Origin of the sequence: Streptomyces sp. NPDC050528, assembly GCF_044457795.1 — a bacterium.
In the GTDB taxonomy this organism is placed as follows: Bacteria; Actinomycetota; Actinomycetes; order Streptomycetales; family Streptomycetaceae; genus Streptomyces.
Window position 1 is genome coordinate 176,550 of sequence record NZ_JBITHH010000021.1, and the last position, 17,142, is coordinate 193,691.

The following is a 17,142-nucleotide window of genomic DNA, read 5'->3' on the forward strand; positions in this document are numbered from 1 at the left end:
CCCGGTGTCCGACTTCGACCCGCGGGGGAAGGCGAACCGGGCGCTGCTGGTCGGCGTCTCGGAGTACGACATCACCGCGCCGCCCTTCGGCGTGCCCGGCGATCTCCCGGCCGTCAAGCACAACCTGAACCGGTTACGGGACGTACTGCCCAGGGGGCGGATCTTCGGCGACCACGAGGTGCGGGTGCTGCGCTCGCCCACGCTCGACGACTTCGACCGGGCGCTGCGCACCGCCGCCCAGGAGGCCGAGGGCCTGCTCCTGGTGTACTTCGCCGGGCACGGCGCGATCCCCGCCGCGGGCGACGAACTGTTCCTGCAGATGCGCAACGCCAGCGTGGTCGCGGGCGGCCAGGCCGTGTTCCCGGGCGCCGAGATGGTCACCACGATGCTGACCATGCTCGCCGCCGGCCGCGCCGAGCGGATCGTCGTGATCCTCGACTGCTGCTTCGCCGGCAACGCGGGCTGGATCTGGGAGAACTTCCGCGACAAGCGGCACGTGCTGCTCCAGATGAGCGTGCAGGCCAACCACCGTATCGACGCGGGCGACGGCACCCGGCCGACGCCGTTCACCGAACGGCTCGTACGGCTCCTCGACCGGGACGGCGAGGTGCGGTTCGTCGAACTCTCCAGACAGTTACGGGAGTTGATGCGCCGGGACGGATACACGACCGTACGCGGTGATCCCTGGGAGCCGCGCGGGCGGTGGGAACCCGAGGAGGACGTCCTGCTGTCGGCCCGCCCGGTTCGGCAGGACAGGGGGGATCGGCCGGATCGGGGGGAAGCGGCCGGTTCTTCGGGGGTGCCCGGTGCGGACGCGGGGGCTTCGGTGATCCGGCGCGGCTGGGAGGCGTTGCTCGCCCTGCTGCGGAGGTGTGGCGGTGCCGTCGCCGGGTGGTTCGGGTGGGTGTGGGCGCTGTTGAGAACGGCGTCCTGGATCACCCTGGTGCTCGCCCTCGTCGCTCTGGGACTCGGCTCGTACGGCCTCTACACCCTCACCGCCTCCACCCCCTCCTGCGGGCCGCCCCTCGAACTGCGCCTGCTCGCCGACCCGGACCTGGAGTCCACCGTCCGTACGGCCGCCGACGCGTATCTCACCTCCGACGCGAACACCACCGGCGACGGCTGCCGGCGCAGCGGGATCACCGTCTACAGCGCGAGTTCCGCCGACGTGGTCACCGCGTTGCAGCGCCAGTCGGACGCCTGGCAGGAACCCCGTGAGGACACCGACCCGCAGCGCGACATCGGTCCGCAGCCCGACATCTGGATCCCCGCCTCGGTCGCCGACGCCTCCCGGGTGACCGCCCACCAGGACGTGGACTCCGTCGTCGCCCTCACCACGGACGCCAAGCCCCTCGCCTACTCGCCGTTGGTGCTCGCCGTGCCGAAGGACCTTGCCGGTGGGGGGAGTTCGGGTAGCAGTCTGCGGCTGAACGAGCTCATCACCGTGTTGCGGGGGCGGGCGCCGGACGTCCAAGTGAGCCGTCCCGACCCGGAGTTCACCGACGCGGCACTGCTCGCGACCATGGGGCTCTACCACGGCTCGGAGCCCGGTACCGCCGAAGGCCTGGTGCGTTCGCCGGGGGCGCCCTCCCCCACGGCCGCCGATCTGCTGTGCACCTTGCCCGACGACTCGGACACGGACCGCCTGACCGCCGCGCTGGTCCCCGAGTTCCTGCTGAAGAGCGGGGTCGGCTGCGACCGGGCGACCCGGGTGGACCGGGTCGCCGAGTACCCGGACGACACGCCCGGTATCGAGCCGGCCTTCGTCCGCGTCGGCTGGCAGGGCGCCGACCGGGACCAGGAGGCGCGGGACACGGCGGCCGAGGACTTCCACCGCTGGCTCGCCGGGAGCGGCGGCCGGGCCGTGTTCGCGGCGGACGGCTTCCGCTCGGCCGGCGGCGACCGCCCTCTGCTCGCGCCCCCCTCGCCCGGCACCGGGGTGGATCCCGCGCCCGCGGATCTGTCGGCCGGTGCCCGAAAGCAGCAGGACATGGAGGACGCGCTCACGGGCTACCGCAAAGCCGACGGGGCCGGCCGGGTGCTCTTCCTGATCGACGACTCCGGTTCGATGGGCGCCCTCTGGGACGGGCCGAGCGGTGGCCGCGGGCTGGTGAAGCAGTCCCTCGGCGGGCTCGGCGGGCTCGACAGCGGCGACAAGTACGGGGTGTGGGGCGTCTCCGGGCTGGACCCGCACGACCCGCCGTACCAGGTGCTGCTCCCCTTCGGCCCGCATCCGCGCACGTCCGCCGAGCGCGCCATCGACAAGGCCACCGTCCAGGACGCCGAGGCCGATCCGCACGCCGCGCTGCTCGCCGCGCTCGACTACCTGGCCGAGCACGGCGCCGACGACGAGCGGCCCCGGCTGATCGTGTACGTCACCGACGACGAGGACAACAACCGGCTCACCGGCGCGCGGCTGGACGCCGTACTGAAGAAGGCGAAGTCGGTGAAGGTGCCGGTGGCGATGGTGTCGCTGGTGAGCGGCGGTTGCGACAAGGGCAAGGCGGACGAGCGGATCTCCGACGTGAGCGGCGGTCGCTGTCTGGACGCGGACACGGATCTCGGTGCGGGCCTGCACGACGAGGTCGCGCGCACCGGAACGGGGGCGGACTGATGAGCCGACGGCGGTACGCGGCACTGCTGACCCTGTTGCTGGTCGCCGGGTGCAGCGGCGGCCACACCTCGTCGGGGGCGCCTCCCGACGAGGGGCCGGGCGAGATCGTGGTGGCCAGCGGCCGGGACGTCACCGGCAAGAACGGCATCCGCGAGCAGCTCATCGAGGCCTGGAACCAGCAGCAGGACAAGGCCGGGACCGGGTACCGGGCCCGGCTGGTCGAACTTCCCGGCAACGCCGACGAACAGCGCAGCCAGCTGCTCGGCGCCCTGCAGTCCGGGAGCGCCGACTACGACGTCGTGAACCTGGACGTGACGTGGGTGCCGGAGTTCGCCGCCGCGCGTCTCGTCCGGCCGCTGCCCGCCGGCACGCTGGACGCCGATGTCATCAAGTCCGTGGCGGACACGGCCCGTTGGGACGGCAAGGTGTACGCGGCGCCCTTCAACAGCGATGTCGGGCTGCTCTACTACCGGAGCGATCTGCTGCGGCGGGCGGGGGTGTCGCGGCCGGAGCTGGAGCAGGGCGTCAGCTGGGCGCGGCTGCAGGAACTGAGCCGCGCCGTCACGAAGAAGATGCCCGGCGTCACGGGCTGGACCACCCAGCTCGGCGCCTACGAGGGCCGCACGGTCAACGCGATCGAGGCGTTCGCGTCGGCGGTGCCGGACTTCGAGTTGACCGACGGAGACGGTCATTACGACGCCTCTGTGGGGGAGTTGACGGCCGGGATCGCCGAACTGCGCACCCGCGCCGACCCGTCGTACACCCTCCCGGACGCCTTCCACTCCGACGAGGCCGAGTCGCTCGGTGACTTCGCGGACGGCCGGACGGAGTTCCTGCGGCAGTGGCCGTACGCCTACCGCACCCTGCACCAGTCGTTCGGCACGGACCAGCTCGGGGTCGCCCCGCTGCCGGGGCGCGCGGTGCTCGGCGGGCAGAACCTGGCGGTGACGGAGTCGTCCGGACGGGCGGCCAAGGCGGCCGAGCTGATCACGTACCTCACCGGCCGGCAGAGTGAACGCTGCCTGCTGGACGCGGGGTTCGCGGCGACCCGCACCTCCGCCTACGTGGACAACAACGTGACCTGCGGTGCGGTCGGCGCCGGGCAGACGCCGTCCGCCTCGCCCACCGGCGAGAGCACCGACCCGATGCCGCGCGACGCGGCCGGGCGTCCCGCGTACGCCCGCACCACGCTGCTTCCCGCACTGCGCAAGGCGGTTCAGCGTCCGCGCACTCCGCTCTACGGCGCGTTCACGCAGACCTTCAGCGCGCAGTTGGGCCCGCTGTTCCGGGACGACCGGCCCCAAGACGCGGCGCTGGCACGGCAGTTGGACGCGGCGCTGAGGAAGGCGCTCCCCAACTGATCAGTGCGCGAGGTAGGACAGCGCGCCCGAGACCAGGGTCCGTACCCCGGGCGCGACCGTCACCAGGTCCGGGGCGAACTCGGGGCTGTGGTTGCTGGGGACGGCGTGGAACTTCTCCATCAGGTCCGTACCGGGCGCCGCGTCCCACACGTCCGCCGGGGTGCTCGTCACGAACCAGTAGGAGTACGGCACCCCGTCCGGGACCAGGTGGGGGAAGTCCTCGCTGCCCATCGCCGGGCCGGGGTCGAAGACCGTGCCCGCGCCGAGGACCTCGGTGTGGACGGCGGCGATCCGGCGGTCGGTGTCGGCGTCGTTGACGGTCATCGGGAAGTCGTTGCCGACCGTGACCTCGGGCTCGGCCGGGCAGCCCGCGGCGAGGCACTCGCCGGCCGTGATGCGGCGGATCGCGGCGATCATCCGGTCCCGTACGTCGGCGGACTGGGTGCGCAGATTGAGGGAGAGCCGGGCGGTGGTCGGGATGATGTTGTGCCGGGTGCCCGCCTCGATGCGGCCCACGGTGAGGACGGCGGAGTCGCGGGCGGCGATCTCCCGGGAGACCACCGTTTGCAGCCGGGTGACGAGGTAGGCGGCGGTGACGACCGGGTCGACGGTCGTCTCGGGCCGTGAGCCGTGCCCGCCCCGCCCATGGATCACGATGTCGATGTCGGTGGTCGCCGACATGATCAGCCCGGGCGAGTGCGGGTAGAACCCGGCGGGTCCGGGCGCCACGTGCTGGCCCAGCAGCACGTCCGGGCGCGGGACACGCTCGTACAGGCCGTCGGCCACCATCGCCGCCGCGCCCTCGCCGGTCTCCTCCGCGGGCTGCCCCACCAGCACCAGCGTCCCCGACCAGGCGTCCCGCCCCGCGGCCAGCGCCCGGGCCGCACCGGCCAGCCAGGTCACATGCAGATCGTGCCCGCAGGCGTGCATCACCCCGGGCACCGAGGAGGCGTACGGCAGTCCCGTCTCCTCCGCGACCGGCAGCGCGTCCATGTCGGCGCGCAGCAGCACGGTCGGTCCGTCGCCGTTGCGGAGCACCGCGGCTACGCCGGTGCCGCCGATGCCCTCGACGGTGTCGTACCCCGCCTTGGTGAGGCGTTCGGCGAGCTTCGCGGCCGTGCGGTGTTCCTCGCCGGACAGCTCGGGGTGGCGGTGCAGATCCCGGTAGAAGTCTTCGAGGTCGGTGACCGGGAGGTCGGCGGTGAGGTCGAGTGCGGTGCGCGCGGCGGCGGAAGAGGTCACGAAGGCAGCGTATGCGGGGGAGCTGTCGGGGAGCCCCGGAGTGACAAGGGGGAGTGCCGGTGGAGGGGCTGGCTGGTCACGCGTATGCCGACCCGGTCGATCGGTCTCGTTCGGTCCCATTTAGTCCCGTTTTGGGGACGCGGGTCGGTTTGCGTCACCCAGCCGTCACCTCGGGGTCACCCCGCCGTTTCCTGATCATCCGTATGGTCATCGCTCCGGATGTCGCTTTCGCCAGGTGTACGGAGGTACGCGCATGGGTCGTCCCGAGCGACCGGTCGACCCGAGGGCGGGTGCCGTGCAGGGGCTCGCGCACGCGTTGCGGGAGCTGCGCCGGGCCGCGGGCGGGCCGTCGTACCGGACGATGGCGAAGGCGGCGGGCTTCTCGGCGACCACGTTGTCCCAGGCGGCGGCGGGCGAACGGCTGCCGACGCTCGCCGTGGTCGAGGGGTACGTCCTGGCCTGCGGCGGCGACCCGGCCGAGTGGGGCCCGCGCTGGAAGGAGGCCGAGGCGGAGACGCACCGCGCCGCCGAGACGGCCGAGCCGGACGACGACGCCCCGGTACCGCCGTACCGAGGACTGGCCCGCTTCGAACCCACCGACCGGCACCTCTTCTTCGGCCGCGACCGGGTGATCGCCGACGTCCACGCGCTGGTCCGCGACCACCGTTTCGCGGTCCTGTTCGGCCCGTCGGGAAGCGGCAAGTCGTCGCTGTTGCGGGCCGGCCTGATCGCGTGCTTGCAGGAGGAGATAGCGTCCGGAGCCTGCCCGGCGAGACTGCGCATCCTGACCCCGGGACCGACCCCCGCCACCACCTACGCCCACCTCCTCACCCCCGCCCCCTCCGAACCGGAGAGCTGGGTGGTGGTCGACCAGTTCGAGGAGATCTTCACCCTCTGCCAGGACGCGCACGAACGATCGCGTTTCATCGACCTGCTGCTCGCGGCCCGCGACGAGGAAACGAAGCTCCGGGTCCTGGTGTCGGTCCGCGCCGACTTCTACGCCCGCTGCGCCGAACACCGCGGCCTGGCCGACGCGTTGCACGGGGCCGCGCTGCTGCTCGGTCCGATGACGGCGGAGGAGTTGCGGGAGGCGGTGGTGGGCCCGGCCCAGGCGGTCGGCTGCCTGGTCGAACGCACCCTGACCGCCCGCCTGTTGGAGGAGGTCCTCGACGAACCCGGCGGCCTCCCGATGCTCTCCCACGCCCTCGCGGAGACCTGGCGCCGCCGCAAGGGCCGCCTGCTGACGCTGTCGGGCTACGAGGCGGCGGGCGGCGTCCGCGGCGCGATCGCCGCGACCGCCGAGCAGGTCTACGGCACCCTGACCCCGGCGGAATCCGAAACGGCCCGCCACCTGCTGCTCCGCATGGTCGTCCCGGGCCAGGGCACCCCGGACACCCGCCGCCCCCTGACCCGCACGGAACTGTCGGACTGGGCGAACCCGGCGATACCGACGGTCGTGGAACGCCTGACCCGAGCCCGCCTCCTGACGGCCGACGAGGAGGGCGTCCATCTGGCCCACGAGGCCCTGATCACCTGCTGGCCCCGCCTCCACGACTGGATCGAACAAGACCGCGAACGCCTCCGCCACCACCGCATGCTGACGGAAGCGGCGAGGACGTGGCTGGAGCACGATCGGGATCCGGGGGCGCTGTATCGGGGGACGCGGTTGGCCAGGGCGGAGGAGTTGTTCGGGGAGGAGCAGGAGCCGGGGGGCAGTACGGCGGGCCGGGCAGGCGCCCTTGCGACCGACCCCCTAAGGGGCGCGGGGCTGCATTTGATGGGCGGCTACCGCCGCGTGGGCGCGACAGACGGCTCCCGCCCAACCCCGCCCACCCCCAACCCCCTTAGGGGCGCGGGGAACTGCGCGACCAGCCCCCACGAACCCGCACCCGACCCCGAACCCAAACCCAAACCCAACCTCCCCACCCCCCTGACCACCCCCGAACACGCCTTCCTAACCGCCGCCCTCGCCGCCCGCGATGCCGAACGCCGAGCAGCCACCCGAATCACCCGCCGCCACCGCACCCTCACCGCCTCCCTGTCCATCGTCCTGATCGTCGCGGTGCTGACGGCGGCAGCCGTCTGGCACGAGCGGAACGACAACACACGCCAGCGCATACAGAGCGCGGCCCGCCGCATCGCCGACGTAGCCGACGGCCTCCGTACCACCGACCCCCGCACCGCCCTCCAACTCGGCATCGCCGCCTGGAAAACGGACAAGTTGCCGGAGTCACGCCGCGCACTGCTCGGTTCACTCGCGCAGCCGGAGACGGACGCCTTCACCGACCCCACTCCCGGCGAGAACACCCGCCGGATGCTCACCGACGACGGCCGCACCCTGCTCAGCGCATCCGGCAGCAACTGGCGCACCTGGGACGTGACCACCCATCGAGAAACCGGCTCGGGCCGGGTACCCACCGGCACGGTGACCGCCACCGGCGCCACCGCACACATCCTCGGAGTCACCGAGACCGACGGCGACCTGCGCCTCTGGAACACGAGCACCCGGCACTGGACCGACGCCCCCGCCCTGCACGGCATCGGCGACGTCCACTTCACCGCGGACGACCGCTCCCTCCTCACCACCGAGGGCGACCACATACGGCTGCACTCGCTCGCCGACGGCCACGTCACCTTCGAGGCACAGGCACCGGCACAGGCACCGGCCACGACCCTCACCGCCGTCAGCCCGGACGGCCGCACGGCAGCCGCCTGCTCGGCGAACACCGTGCACGTATGGGACACGGTCAACTCACGCGAACTGCAAGGGACTTGGCGCCAGGACCGGGCCGTCTGCGGTACCGACGCCCCGTTCCTCGCCCTCGCCGACGACCACCTCGCCGTCGCCACCGCCACCGGCACCGGACTGCGCGTCTGGAACACCGCGACGGGCCACGAGGTCGCCGACCTTCGCGACGCCGGGGTCCAGTACGCGTCGTTCAGCCCGGACCGCACCTTCATGGCGACGGCGGACAGTTCGGAACTCCGCGTCTGGCGGCTCACCGACCCCGCCGCCCCCGTCTTCCGCCACGAACTCAACAACCAGCACCTCTACGGAGGCCTCGTCTGGGACCGCGACGACCACACCCTGCGCTACCTGGAGAGCGGCACCGTCCACACTCTCGACCTGGGCCAGGCGGTCACCTCCGCCTGGCGTTCCACCCCGCTCGACGACGTCCGCCTCAGCCCGGACGGCCGCACCTACGCCACCACCGCCCGCACCGGCGACCACTACGTCTTCCGCCTCCGCGCCACCTCCAGCGGCCGCGTCCTGCACACCTTCCCGGCCGCTCGCGTCCCGGTCTCCGCCGACCCCACCCTGCCGACCGTCCCCGCCGCCACCCTCCCCCTGATGGCGTTCAGCCCGGACGGCACCCGCTTCGCGTTCGGCATCTCGGCGCCCGGGAGGGAGGCGGTGGCGCAGCCGTTCGGGGTGTGGGACGTGCGCCGGGAGAGATCCCTCGCGACGCTCGACCTGCCGGGCGACGCGGCCGTCGCCCTCGCGCTCGGCCCGAGCCGCGGCCACGCCCTCTACGCCGTCCGCGACACCGCCGTCGGCCAACTGGCCGACGAGACCTGGGACTTCGCGCGCCGGCGCAGGACCGCTGTCCTCACCGGCGTCACCGGCAGCCACCTCGCCGTGCGCCCGGACGGTGCCCTGCTCGTCGGCGAGGGCAGGGTGGCCCGCCCGCCGTCGGGCCGGTCCACCGGGAAGGACCTCGTGCGGGGCGACGAGATCGGCGCGCTGGCGTTCACCGCCGACGGTTCCGCGCTGGCGGCCGGCGACCAGACGGGCCGGGTCGACCTGTGGGACGGCGGGCTGCGCCACCGCGAGGGCATCCTGCGCAACGTGTTCCCCGCCCCGACAGCCACCGCCGTCACCCCGCTCGGCACCACCCCGGAGGGCATCGCGGCCCTCGCCTTCAGCCCCGACGGCCGTACCCTCGCGGTCGGCGGCGACGGCGGCAGCCTGCAACTCTGGGATGTGGCCACCCAACAGCCGCTCAGCAGCGCCCCGTTGACGACCCCGGGCGAGGCGATCACATCCCTCGCCTTCAGCCCCGACGGCACCACGGTCTACGCCGGCAGCGCGCACGTCCCGCTCCAGCGCTACGCCGTTGACCCGGCCCGGGCCCTGGCACGGGTCTGCGCCCGCACCGGGAACGCGGAGCTGACGAGGGCGCAGTGGCGGACGTACGCGCCGGACGCGCCGTACCGCCGTATCTGCTGACGGACGCCTGCCGAGGGCGGCTCTTCACCCGTACGGCCCAGCTCACGCGGCCACGTCCGCACGCCGCTGCTCCACTGATGAGGAACGAAGAACAAGGGGGCCGGTAGTACCCACTAGCACCCACCGAAGGAAGTGCCGCCCATGGCTGTTCCCGAAGCCACCCTCGCCATCAACTTCACCCAGGGGCTGAACGACGCCTGGTCGAAGGTCGCGCAGTTCGTGCCGAAGCTCGTCGGCTTCCTGGTCATCCTGGCCATCGGCTGGTTCGTGTCGAAGATGATCGCCCGCGTCCTGGACCGGGTGCTGCGCAAGGTCGGCTCGGAGAAACTCTCCGAACGGGCCGGTACGGAACGGTACTTGCGGGACTCCAAGTACGACATGACCGGCATCGTCTGCAAGATCGTCTACTACGCGCTGATGCTGATCACCCTCCAGCTCGCGCTCGGCGTCTTCGGCTCCAACCCGGTCAGCACGATGATCAACGGCATCGTCGCCTGGCTCCCGCGCGGCATCGTCGCGGTCGTCCTGGTCGTCGTCGCGATGGCCATCGCCAACGCGGTCCGCGGCATCGTGGGCAGCGCCCTCTCCCCCATGTCGTACGGCAAGATGCTCGCGACCATCGTCTGGGCCTGCATCATGGCGCTCGGCGTGATCGCGGCCCTCGGCCAGGCGGGCATCGCCACCTCGGTCACCCAGCCGGTCCTCTACGCGGCCCTCGCGACCGCGGCCGGCATCCTGATCGTCGGCGTCGGCGGCGGCATGATCACCCCGATGCGCCAGCGCATGGAACGCATGCTGATGGCCGCGGAACGCGAAACCACCAACGCCCGCGGCAGCCTCACCGCCTACCAGTCGGGCCGCGAGGACGCACTGACCAACCAGCCGGTGCGGGAGCGGACGGACCTGGGCATGGACACGGGCACGGACGGACGACGGGACATGCCCGGGTCGTCGGGCATGCCGGGGTCGTCAGGCATGTGACCTGTGGGGACAGCGGCCCTACCGGGCCACGTGGAGATGCTGAACCCGCGTGGCCTCGTGGGCCGGACGGGGCTCGGCCGCTTTGGCCGGGCTCGCGTTCGCCGCTCCGATCAGGGCGGCTACGGCGATGACGGCGGCGCAGAATCCTCTGACGTAACGCGCGGACATACCAACCTCGCAACGACAGTGACAGCGACGGCAACAGCAGCGACAGTAGCGAATTAAACACGCTTAATGCGTGCCTAACTTAGGGGGTCGGGGCACTCAACGGGAAGGGCTTCAGGGCGAGTTGGGACGGTGGAAAACCGTTTTCAGTCACCGTGGCGCTGCTGCGGCAGCAGGCCGTGCCGGTGGACCAGCCAGCTGATGGCGGTCAGTCTGCACACCGCGTAGTCGTGGCCGACCGGCTCGCGCCAGTCCAGCTCCGCGAGCGCGTCCAGGAAGCCGAGCGCGTAGTCCGTGAGATCGGCGCGGTCCGGGGGCGGGGGCGTCAGGTCCGGGCCGCCGGCGGCGAGGCGTTCGCGCAGTTCAGCCACGTGCTGGTCGACCGCGGCCACGAAGGCGGGCTCGAACGCGAACTCCGCGAAGCGCGGCGCGTACGAGTCGCTGATCTTGGCCAAAGGGGACATTTGCCCACCGTACGACAGGCGGGGGCGGGTGGGTTGGGTGATTCCCGTCACCGGGATGCCACGGAGTGATTACGCTCGGCGACAGGCCGTAACTACTCGGAGGTCTGTCGCATGGTCCACGTTCGCCAACTCGACCCGAGCGCATCCCCGTTGGAGTACTTCGGCTTCGAGGCGCGGCGGCTGCGCGAGGCGGCGGGCATGACGCTGGAGCAGCTCGGCAAGGTGATCTATTGCACGGGCTCCCTGATCGGTCAGGTGGAGACGGCGGCCAAGGTCCCGAGCCGGGTCTTCGCCGAGGCCCTCGACGCGGCGTTCATGACGGACGGGTTCTTCAGCCGCCTGCTCGGCCTGGTCCTGCGCAGCCAGCTGCCGAACTGGTTCCAGCCGTACGCCGACATGGAGGCGAAGGCCGCGTTCATCTCCACGTACCAGTGCCAGGTGGTGCACGGCCTGCTCCAGACGCCCGAGTACGCGGCGGCGCTGATGGCCGTCGAGTACCCGCCGAAGAAGGTCGAGGAGCTGGTCGCGGCCCGCATGGAGCGGCAGCGCATCCTGCTGCGCAAGCAGCCGCCCGCCGTGTGGGTCGTCCTCGACGAGGCCGTGCTGCTCCGCGAGGTCGGCGGCCGGGAGGTCATGCGCAGACAGCTCACCCGGCTGCTGACCTACCGGGACGACCCGTGGGTGAACGTCCAGGTGCTGCCGTTCACCGCGGGCGTGCACACCGGTCTGATGGGCTCCTTCAACCTGCTGCGCTTCGAGGACGACCCCGACATCTACTACTCCGAGTCCTACGACGAGGCGCACATGACCGCCAACTCGCAGGTCATCAGGGAACGTTCCGTCGCCTACGCTCGCCTGCAGGCCGACGCCCTCCCGGTCGAGGAGTCGGCCGACCTGATCGCTCGCGTGCTGGAGGAACGGTATGGAGGCCGCGCGGAGACGGACGACATGGCGTAGGTCCAGCCACAGCGGCAGCAGTGGCGGCGACTGCGTCGAGGTAGCCGCCCCCGCCCCCGCCGCCGCCCGCTCCCTCCGCATCGCGATCCGCGACTCCAAGACGGCCCCCGGCGGAGCCGTCGTCACCGTCCACCGCGCCCGCTTCGCGGACTTCATCAACTCACTCTCGATGTAAGTGAGTTACTCGCCAGTCCGTAACTCGGCTTACTGGCATGATTAATCGCATGGTGAGACGGGACGACCCGGAAGTCATCGGGCGCAGGGTGCAGCAGTTGCGACACGAACGTGGGCTCACCCAGCGGCAGTTGGCCGAGCCCGCCTACACGCCCGCGTACATCTCCACGCTGGAGGCCGGCCGGGTCCGCCCCTCCGACGACGCGCTGCGCCACCTCGCCGACCGGCTCGGCGTCGCCTACGACGAGTTGGCGACCGGCCGCCCCGCCCACCTCGCCACCGAACTCCGCCTGCGCCTGACCGAGGCCCAACGCACCCTGGCCACCGGGGAGTCGGAGGAGGCCACCGAGCAGTACGCCGATCTCCTCGCGGAGGCGGAGTCGCTCGGCCTCGCGGACGAGGAGGCGGTCGCGCTGCTGGGGCTGGGTGAATGCGGCCTCGACACAGGTGACTTGACCGCCGCCCGCGAGTACTTCGAACGGGCCGAGCGACGCCTGGCCGGCGAACCGCTCCCGTCCCGCGTCCCGGCCATCCGAGGCCGGGCGGTCGCCCACTATCTCACCGGTGAACTCCGTTACGCCGTCTACCTGTTGGAGTCGACGCTCGACGAGCTGAACAGGGGCGGCCTGCACGACCCCGACGCGCTCCTGCTGCTCTACGCGAGCGCGATAGGCCCGTACATGGACATGGGTGCGCACGCGAGGGCGGCCCAGGCGGCGGAGTTGGCGCTCGCGCTGGCACCCCAGGTGGCGGACCCGGCCCTGCTGGCCCGGATGCACCGCTCGGTGGCGCGCACGCTGATAGCGGAGGGCAAGGTGGCGGAAGCGGATGCCTCCCTCGCCAAGGCCGCCGACCTGTACCGCCAACTCCAGTTCCGCACCGAACTCGCCAACTGCCACTGGATGCGCGGCTACGTCTACGCCCAGGACGGCGAACTGGAGCGCGCCGAGGTCGAGTTGAGACAGGCGCTGGACATGCTGACGGCGAAGCGCGCGGCGCTGTACAGCAGCCAGGTCGCCGTCGAGTTGGCGGACGTACTCCACAAACGCGGCAAGTCGGACGAGGCCGCCACCCTCCTCCACAACGTGCTCAGCGACCTCAGCTCCGAACGCGGCGCCCTGCACTCCGCCGCCGCCCACCGCCTCCTCGGCATCATCGCCGAGGACGCCCGCGACACCGACGCGGCCGAGGAGCACTACGTCCGCGCCCTCAGCCTGCTGGAACGCGCGGGCGCCGCCGGCGACCTGGCCGACCTGTGCCGCATGCTCGGCGACCTGCTCCGCCGCACCGGCCGGGTCGAGGCGGCCCTCGACGCCTACCGCACGGGCCTGGGCCACCGCACGGCTCCCGGCACCACGACCCTGGGCCCGGCCCCCGCACAGCCTCCTCTTTGACAAATCGGGGATACCGCACAGCACCGACGGTTACCGTGCGACGTACGAGTCGTAGCGGTAGTGGTGCGAAACGGGATGAGACAGGCGCGTGCGCGTGCAGAACGAACGGACGATGCTCGACGGCCTGCGCCTGGCCGTACGCGCCATGGTCTACGCGGTCCTGGGCGGCGCGGCGCTGATCGCCATCGCGACGGTCGTCTCGGTCCTGGGCCCCATGGTGGCGATCGACCTGTACACCCCGGCCGTGGCGGCCTGGTGGACGGTCTTCACGGCGGTGGCGGTCCAGGGCGTCCCGTTCCTGCTGCTGGGCACGGTGGTGTCGGCGGCGATCGGAGCGTTCGTCCCGGAACGGGTCTTCACTCGCCTCCTCCCCCGCAACCAGGCCCTGGCGGTCCCGATCGCGGGCGCGGCGGGAGTGGTCCTCCCCGGCTGCGAATGCGCATCGGTACCAGTCGCGAGCAGTTTGATGAGGCGAGGGGTAGCTCCGGCAGCGGCCCTCGCCTTCCTGCTCTCAGCCCCGGCGATCAACCCGGTGGTCCTGGTGGCCACGTCGATCGCGTTCCCGAACCAGCCGAAGATGGTGCTGGCCCGCCTGGTCGCCTCCCTCGCCACGGCGGTGGTGATGGGCTGGCTGTGGGCGAGATTCGGCAAGGAGGAGTGGCTACGACTCCCGGAGCGGAGCCGGACGGCAGCCTCTTCCCCCACGGGCGTGAAGGCCTTCGTGGCAAGCCTGCAGCACGACTTCCTCCATGCCGGCGGTTTCCTGGTCCTGGGCGCGGCAGCGGCGGCGACCTTCAACATCGCCGTACCGCGCTCGATCCTGGACATCTTCACGGGTTCGTCCTGGCTGTCGCTCCTGCTACTGGCGCTGCTGGCAGTGGTGTTGTGCGTGTGCAGCGAGGCGGACGCGTTCGTGGCGGCCTCGCTGAGCGGCTTCTCGCCGGCGGCGAAACTGGCGTTCATGGTGGTGGGCCCGATGGTCGACCTGAAGTTGATCGCCCTCCAGGCAGGCACGTTCGGCCGCGCCTTCGCCTTCCGCTTCTCTTCGACGACGTGGCTGGTGGCGGTGGCCGCCAGCACGCTGGTGGGTTGGTGGTTGCTGTGAGGCGCTACGGCTCGGCGGTCCTCCTGCTGCTCGTGGGCGGCGCGGTCCTACGGATCTCCCTCTTCAGCGAGCTGTATCTGCGGTATGTGCAGCCGGCGTTGCGGCCGTATCTGGTCGTGTCCGGTGGGTTGTTGGCGCTGCTGGGTGTGGTGGCGGCGGTACGGGCGATGAGCCACGGGGAGGGCGATCACGGGCAGGAGGCGGAGGAGGACCACGGCCACGAGGACGAGATGGACGAGGACCACCACGGCCACTCCCATGGAAGCGGCCCGCGCATCGCGTGGCTGCTGACACTCCCCGCCTTGGCGCTGCTCCTCTTCCCGCCTCCCGCGCTGGGTTCGTACAGCGCGTCCCGCGAGGAGGCACAACGGGCGGCACAGGGCGTGGGCACCTTCGCGGCGCTCCCCGCCGGGAACCCGCTGGACATCTCGGTCGCGCAATACAGCTCCCGCGCGATCTACGACACCGGCCACTCCCTCAAGGGCCGCACCCTCCGCATGACCGGCTTCGTGACCCACGGCTCCAACGGCACCTGGTACCTCACCCGCCTCCTCGTCACCTGCTGCGCGGCCGACGCGACGATCAGCAAGGTGGAGATCCGGGGCGACGAGGCCGACGGCGCACCGCAGACCGACAGTTGGGTCACGGTCACCGGCACCTGGGTCCCCAAGGGCAAGCTGGGGACGGACGGGGCGTGGCCGCCTGTGCTGAGGGCGACGGTGGTCAAGCAGGTCAAGGAACCGGCGGATCCGTACGACAAGCGTTGACGTGTTCTTGCGGTTCGGGTGATGCACGCCGGCGTCGCTGAGCGAGGACGTCCGCTTGCTACTCGGCGTGCTCGGCGTCGAGTTGGTGGTCGGCCCAGATGAAGCTCTCGGGGAGCAGGTCGGTGATGGGGACGGTCCGGAGGTGGTCGCCCGTGCCGACGATGACCTTCAGGGCGGGGAAGTAGTCGAGGAGGACCTGTCGGCATCGGCCGCACGGCGGGACGACTCCCCGGTCGCGGTCGCCCACGGCGACGATCGTGTCCAGTTCGTACGCACCCTGGGCGGCCGCCGTGCCGACGAGAACCAGCTCGGCGCAGGGGCCGCCGGTGAAGTGGTACGCGTTCACCGAGGTGACGATCCGGCCGTCCTGGGCACGGGCCGCGGCCGCCATGGTGTGGTTGTCGCCCCGGCAGCGGGTGCGTGCGACCTGGGCGGCGGCCTGGACGAGTTCGTGGTCCAGGCCGAGTTCGTGGTCGACGGGGTGGGTCTGCGAGGTCATCTTCGTTTGCCTTCGTCAGGTGTCTGGTGCGGTGCTAGATCTGCACCCGACCCTGCTTCTGCACATCCGTCAACCGCTGTGCCCCGATCTCCAGCGCCCGCTGCGTCGCGTACGCCGGCACAGTCCCCAGGCCGCCGTTCGTGATCGTGATGGTGTCGTCGCCGATGCGGACGGCGGCGGTGTCGAGGGTGAGGGTGGACTGGTCGCCCTCGGGGGTGGTGCCGGTGAGGGTGAGGTGGAGGCCTTCGCGGGTGTCGCCGACGGTGGGGAGGGTGGCCTCCGTGACCGTCACGGTCTGGGTGCCTGAGCGGGTGGTGGTCGCCGTGAAGGTCGCGCACTTTTGGGGGAGGGTCCGAAGCCAGTCCAGGGTGTGGTTCACGTCCGCCGGTTTGAACGCGGCGACCTGGTAACGGAGTTGGGCCTCGTCGTCCGTGTCGTCCAGGCCCGTCACCGCCTGGGTGCTCGCCGGGGTGCCGAGGAGTTCGTCGGCGTAGAGGGCGTCCAGGAGGCGTTGGCAGTCGGGGATCGCCGTCTTCGCCTTGAGGAGGGAGTCCCGCCAGGTTGCCGTGCCCTGGGTCGGGGTCCAGGGCGCGCCGAGGTCCGCGTCCGTGATGAGTGCGGACTGGGCCTGGGCGGGGGTGAGGACGGGGGCGGCGGCGGGGGACGCGTGGGCGGCGGGGGTGGTGCGTACGGCTGAGGGGGAGGGGGCGGTCGTCACCTTGTGCAGGATGGCCTCGTTCGCGCAGCCGGCGGTGGTGAGGGTGCCCGCGGCGAGTATCACGGCGAGGAGGACACGGGCCGGGGTACGGGTCATCGGGGGTCCCTCCTGGGGCGGGGTGCGTTCCCCCAACGGCACCATCGCCTCGGGCCGTCCACCAGCGCGCCGGGCCGTCTGGGTGAGGGGGAGGACCCCGGTTGTGGGTCGAGTGCGGGCCCGGTGGGGGCTGGTCGCGCAGTTCCCCGCGCCCCTAAAAACAGGGCGTCAGCGCCAACCCCCCTAGGGGCGCGGGGAACTGCGCGCTCAGCCCCCACGGCGCCGCACCCAAAGATCCGTAGGGGGCCGCCGCTCAAGTCGCCCCAAGCGCCAATCCCCTAGGTTCTGTCCGGCGGATCATGTGACTGTCGGGTTGCCGGCTCGTTGGTCTCGGCATGGGGCGGGGTGATCTGACGAGCGCGGAGTGGGTGCGG

Annotated in this window: 13 protein-coding genes; 9 read left to right on the forward strand and 4 right to left on the reverse strand. The window is 71.8% G+C overall.

What is annotated here, in order from left to right:
* The first annotated feature begins 4 nt into the window (after nt 1-4).
* Both ACIBK4_RS47765 and ACIBK4_RS47770 read left to right on the forward strand, forming a co-directional pair.
* A complete protein-coding gene (locus ACIBK4_RS47765; protein ID WP_399005978.1) occupies nt 5-2,614 on the forward strand; it encodes a substrate-binding domain-containing protein in 2,610 nt (869 codons plus the stop codon).
* Entirely contained in the window at nt 2,614-3,975 is a 1,362-nt protein-coding gene (locus tag ACIBK4_RS47770; protein WP_399005980.1) for an extracellular solute-binding protein, read from the forward strand. Before ACIBK4_RS47765 ends, ACIBK4_RS47770 begins: the two co-directional genes overlap by 1 nt.
* Here ACIBK4_RS47770 and ACIBK4_RS47775 read toward each other — a convergent pair whose 3' ends face one another.
* Nucleotides 3,976-5,217, reverse strand: a complete 1,242-nt coding sequence (locus ACIBK4_RS47775) for an amidohydrolase (protein WP_399005982.1) — start codon at nt 5,215-5,217, stop codon at nt 3,976-3,978.
* A 253-nt stretch (nt 5,218-5,470) separates the two neighbouring features.
* Here ACIBK4_RS47775 and ACIBK4_RS47780 point away from each other — a divergent pair, with 253 nt between their 5' ends.
* Together ACIBK4_RS47780 and ACIBK4_RS47785 are read left to right on the forward strand one after the other, a co-directional pair.
* Nucleotides 5,471-9,448: a helix-turn-helix domain-containing protein gene (locus tag ACIBK4_RS47780; RefSeq protein ID WP_399005984.1), complete on the forward strand. Its 3,978-nt coding sequence runs from the start codon at nt 5,471-5,473 to the stop codon at nt 9,446-9,448.
* 141 nt (nt 9,449-9,589) lie between these two features.
* On the forward strand, nt 9,590-10,429 hold the full coding sequence (locus ACIBK4_RS47785) for a hypothetical protein (RefSeq protein ID WP_399005986.1): 840 nt from the start codon (nt 9,590-9,592) through the stop codon (nt 10,427-10,429).
* Nucleotides 10,430-10,740: 311 nt separating this feature from the next.
* On the opposite strand, the gene ACIBK4_RS47790 is transcribed toward ACIBK4_RS47785, so the two are convergent.
* A complete protein-coding gene (locus tag ACIBK4_RS47790) occupies nt 10,741-11,058 on the reverse strand; it encodes a DUF6401 family natural product biosynthesis protein (RefSeq protein WP_399005988.1) in 318 nt (105 codons plus the stop codon).
* Nucleotides 11,059-11,169: 111 nt separating this feature from the next.
* Between ACIBK4_RS47790 and ACIBK4_RS47795 the strand changes: the two genes are divergently transcribed.
* From ACIBK4_RS47795 to ACIBK4_RS47815, 5 genes are all read left to right on the forward strand, one after another.
* Nucleotides 11,170-12,015 (forward strand): helix-turn-helix domain-containing protein, encoded by an 846-nt coding sequence (locus tag ACIBK4_RS47795; RefSeq protein ID WP_399005990.1) that lies wholly within the window; start codon nt 11,170-11,172, stop codon nt 12,013-12,015.
* On the forward strand, nt 11,981-12,190 hold the full coding sequence (locus tag ACIBK4_RS47800; RefSeq protein WP_399005992.1) for a DUF397 domain-containing protein: 210 nt from the start codon (nt 11,981-11,983) through the stop codon (nt 12,188-12,190). Before ACIBK4_RS47795 ends, ACIBK4_RS47800 begins: the two co-directional genes overlap by 35 nt.
* Before the next feature lie 49 nt (nt 12,191-12,239).
* The gene (locus ACIBK4_RS47805) at nt 12,240-13,583 is read left to right on the forward strand and encodes a tetratricopeptide repeat protein (protein WP_399005994.1); all 1,344 of its coding nucleotides are present in this window, start codon (nt 12,240-12,242) and stop codon (nt 13,581-13,583) included.
* Nucleotides 13,584-13,695: 112 nt separating this feature from the next.
* Nucleotides 13,696-14,688 (forward strand): permease, encoded by a 993-nt coding sequence (locus ACIBK4_RS47810; RefSeq protein WP_399006017.1) that lies wholly within the window; start codon nt 13,696-13,698, stop codon nt 14,686-14,688.
* On the forward strand, nt 14,685-15,455 hold the full coding sequence (locus tag ACIBK4_RS47815; protein ID WP_399006019.1) for a TIGR03943 family putative permease subunit: 771 nt from the start codon (nt 14,685-14,687) through the stop codon (nt 15,453-15,455). The genes ACIBK4_RS47810 and ACIBK4_RS47815 overlap by 4 nt, the downstream gene beginning before the upstream one ends.
* A gap of 58 nt (nt 15,456-15,513) precedes the next feature.
* Here the strand turns inward: ACIBK4_RS47815 and ACIBK4_RS47820 are convergent, their stop codons facing one another.
* A complete protein-coding gene (locus ACIBK4_RS47820) occupies nt 15,514-15,954 on the reverse strand; it encodes a cytidine deaminase family protein (protein ID WP_399005996.1) in 441 nt (146 codons plus the stop codon).
* Nucleotides 15,955-15,988: 34 nt separating this feature from the next.
* Entirely contained in the window at nt 15,989-16,768 is a 780-nt protein-coding gene (locus tag ACIBK4_RS47825; RefSeq protein WP_399005998.1) for a hypothetical protein, read from the reverse strand.
* Between the last annotated feature and the right edge of the window lie 374 nt (nt 16,769-17,142).